This is a genomic window from Ruegeria sp. MALMAid1280, from assembly GCF_049195285.1.
Taxonomy (GTDB): Bacteria; Pseudomonadota; Alphaproteobacteria; order Rhodobacterales; family Rhodobacteraceae; genus Ruegeria.
In genome coordinates, this window is sequence record NZ_JBMIRT010000009.1 from 1 (window position 1) to 3777 (window position 3777).

Here is a 3777-nt window from a genome sequence, read left to right on the forward strand (position 1 = left end):
AGCGTAAAGAACTGCATCCTTGGGAAAGTGGCAGCCTTTCAGAGAGATCATACTTAATACCTGTTCGAAAACTATTCGACGGGAAGAGACTGCGAAACCTGAGTGCTCGTCAATCTCAGTTCAAAATTTGCGACACAACCCTCCTCCTTGAGAATGCGGTTCTCCCGTCGAAGCCGTTCATTCTCACGGGCGAGATCAAGGTCCTTGTCGGACACAACATCCGTGTCGCGATGCGCTAAAATCCACTTATTCAAAGTCGACAGGCCAACGCCCAAATCAGATGCCACTTGCTTTCTTGTAAGCCCGCTCGTCAGCGCGATCCGCACCGCATCAGCGCGGAACTCGTCCGTTCGTTTCAATCCCATACTTCGTCTCCTTTGCTGCAATAAACGCTATCAAAGGAGCGGCATCAAACCGCGACACGTCCATGCCGTGTTTGTCGATCGCTCGGCCAACAACCCATTCTCAGCGCTGTTCGCTGAGGTGTCCGTCAGATCAAGTCTGAAGTTCTACACTTAACTACCACATATGGAGCGCAAGTCATAATTGAGTTTTTCCAACAGCTCCGTCCCGCTCGCTTTTGCTATCTCTTCGCGACCCCACGGATCGAAGTCTTTAAATAACGGCGGTACATTTGGACTGCTGGCCAATACAAACCCATCGAAGCTGGTTGTATGTTTCTCAACCGACGAAGTGGTCTCAATCCGATATCCAAAGCTTTTCAGCTGATCAATGACGACGTCATGCAGTCGGTCGTCATGCGTGGAAACAAAAACGAAGTCACATCGGTGGTTTGACAATGTAACTGTTGCACCATCCAGCATCTCAACTTCGTAGCCTTGAATATCTGAATGCAAGATATCCAGTTTGTCCAAGCCCTTTTCTAACATAAATTTATCGACGGAAAACTCCGCTTTTGCCACGAAGGCTTTGACAAAGTCACCTTTGTATCCGTTCAAGGCAAAGTTCTTTCTTCCTGCCTCCAAGTTTTGTTCTTCTGGTTCCACCATTGTACAATAAGCATCAGGGTAAACTCGCTTCAACCACATAGAATAGTGTGCCCAGTATGCGCCCAGTTCCAACATCGAAGGCTTGGTTGAGCGTAGTTTCGTCAACACGTATTGAAAGCATAGTTCTTCGAGTGGCTCATGAACGCCCCTATTGGAAACGAGAATACTCGAAAACTCTCCATAGTAAGAATACTCGCCGCTTATCGGAACTGCATTTCCATTGTGCAAAACAACGTGGCCCTCCTTATTGACGTAGCCCGCATTGGGGACTCTATCAATCAACAGGTTTAGTGGGTCGGAAATCACATCTCGCGCGCGTTCCTGGAATGAGATGCCTTTTTCTAGAATGTCGCCGTCGGCGTACTCGGACCAGTCAGTTTCTTTTTGAATATCAGTTAGCTCATCGCGAAGCGTTTCTTCATCGGAACGTGAAACTTCGTGTTCAGCTTCTTTTATCAAACGGTAGCCAAAGCGAAGGGCAATCTCTGAGAAAAACTTTTCCATTTTTCATTTCCACATTACAATACAAATCCGATAGACAATCAAGAGTTTCAGTTAGTCTTTAACGTACCAGTGATCCCACTCGGAGCTACCCTCAAATACTCGCTTGTAACCATGTTTGGACAGCAACGAAAAAACATCGTCACCCATTTTCGTAAAGTTGTGTTCGCAAGTGATAATATCAATATTATATTTGGAAAAATCGAAGTGCTTTAGTATCTCATATTCGCTTCCCTCGGTGTCAATTGACAGATAGTCGATGTTTCGGGGTGCGTTATGACGTTCTAACAGGTCATTCAAGGAAACTGTCTTTACTTGTATAATCTGACCGGATTTTCTTGTTTCGGAATGGTGATCGCAGTCTGAGAAAGAGTTTAGCGTCGATAGTTCACCTTCGTTCGCCATATTGAATTCCAAAATCTCTCCAGTTTCACGCCAGACACAGTCAAAATCTAAGGATACATCACGGTTTTTTTTCAGGGCTTCATGCCACATTGGCGCTGGCTCGGCCAGAATACCGTTCCAGCCAAAAGACTTCTCCAGCAAGAAGGTATTGCTGAGATCTAACCCATTTGTGGCGCCAAATTCCACGAAGAAACCACCCTTTTTAAATTTTTTCTTCAGCAAGACGAATATATCTTGCTTTAATTGTGCTCTGGAAATTTCCCGGCAATTACTTGCAGCAAGAGCCATATCCATGAGATCAAAAATCTCACGGTTAGTCGATAAATATTTTTCTGTTTGCTCGGTCAACTTACCATTGAGATAATCCACTTCGTGTTGCAATTGCTGTACGGCTAAATTTGATGTAGAAGATTCATTTTCAAGGGTCATAATTTTTTTTCGAACAGCATCGATTCGATTCTTGCGATTGACTTCAAGCCCCAAAAATGTAATTCCCTTTTTTAACAAGTGCTTTGTCACGTTCAGGCCCTTTTCGTTTTTTGTTCGATAGCTCATCAATTTTCTGACTGGTTGGACTGTCACCCAATCTTCTTAAATTGTGCCAACCTTGTGAATGGGTGATTTGGCCTCCGACGCTTGTCAGACTCAATCGCTGCAAGCCAACTATTAAACTTTATCGGCACTGCGAGTGGTTTCTGGTGTTCCAACGTAAGAGGCGCTCTCAGTTCCATCAGCAAACATATTTGCGTCGGTTTCAAGCCTCCCAAGGTCACCACCCAACTCGAGTGACTTGAGTGGGCAGAAAAGTAAACGCTCAATACGCGTAATCGACAAAGTAGACCTCGTAGTATTGCGGTTTTGGTCGATGATTGGATTTCAGTCGCGGGTGTCTTTAGTTTCCAACGCCTATTAAGCCGCATTGATTGCGAACGCAAGTGCTCAGGGTTCTCTTGCGAAGTTTTGGTTGGTCGAAAAGAACGCGCTGTTGCAGCGGGTTTAAGAGGCGTGACGGGCTCCCTGAAAAGTCCGCGATTTGAAGCTAGCCTGTTCCCCAAGCGAGGAGACAGACTATGCGGAAAAAGCCGTTTCAGCGAAGAGGAGATCACTGGCATCCTGAATGAGCACCAAGCCGGAATTGCGGCGAAGGAACTGTGCCGGAAGCACGGCATCAGCGATGGCACTTTCTACAAATGGCGTTCGAAGTATGGCGGCCTGGAAGTGTCCGAGGCCAAGAGGCTGAAGGCTCTGGAGGTCGAGAACGCCAGGCTCAAGAAGATGTTGGCCGAGCACATGCTTGATGTGGCAACGCTGAAAGAGATGCTGGGAAAGAACTTTTGAAGCCCGGTGGGTTCTGTCGCAAACTCCGCCCCACCTGTCAGATTGAACGCAGTTCTGTTAACGCGTGCTGGGACATGACAGGAGCAGGCCGTGACAATCTCATTTAAGGGCGCGCATTTTCCGAAAGACGTGATCTTGCGCGCGGTTTTCTTCTACCTGCGCTACATTGTTTCCTACCGGGATCTGGAGGAAATCATGGCGGAACGCGGCGTTGATCTGGATCATGCAACGCTAAACCGCTGGGTCAGTCGATATGCCGGCCTCATTGCTGAAACAGCGCGGTATAGAAAGCGTCCCGCAGACCGTTCGTGGCGCATGGATGAAACCTATGTGAAAGTGAAAGGCGAATGGGTTTATCTTTACCGAGCAATCGACGAACACGGCAAGACCCTGGATTTCATGTTGTCCGAGCGCCGGAATAAAGCCGCTGCGACGAGGTTCTTCGCCCGCGCTCTCAAGGTGAACGGATTGCCACGCAAGATTGTCATCGACAAAAGTGGTGCCAACACAGCTGGCATCAAGG

Annotated in this window: 3 protein-coding genes and 2 pseudogenes; 2 read left to right on the forward strand and 3 right to left on the reverse strand. The window is 47.4% G+C overall.

What is annotated here, in order from left to right; all coding sequences use genetic code 11:
• Positions 1–140 precede the first annotated feature (140 nt).
• From ACOQFT_RS00050 to ACOQFT_RS00060, 3 genes and pseudogenes are all read right to left on the reverse strand, one after another.
• A pseudogene (locus ACOQFT_RS00050) lies at positions 141–365 on the reverse strand (transposase); the annotation flags it as partial.
• A gap of 150 nt (positions 366–515) precedes the next feature.
• A complete protein-coding gene (locus ACOQFT_RS00055) occupies positions 516–1514 on the reverse strand; it encodes an FkbM family methyltransferase (RefSeq protein WP_421596034.1) in 999 nt (332 codons plus the stop codon).
• Between the two features lie 51 nt (positions 1515–1565).
• Entirely contained in the window at positions 1566–2471 is a 906-nt protein-coding gene (locus ACOQFT_RS00060; protein ID WP_421596035.1) for an FkbM family methyltransferase, read from the reverse strand.
• Positions 2472–2960: 489 nt separating this feature from the next.
• On the opposite strand from ACOQFT_RS00060, the pseudogene ACOQFT_RS00065 reads away from it, so the two are divergent.
• Positions 2961–3245, forward strand: a pseudogene (locus ACOQFT_RS00065) (transposase); the annotation flags it as partial.
• Between the two features lie 99 nt (positions 3246–3344).
• Positions 3345–3777 (forward strand): IS6 family transposase (locus ACOQFT_RS00070; protein WP_421596036.1); only part of this gene is annotated, 433 nt, incomplete at its 3' end.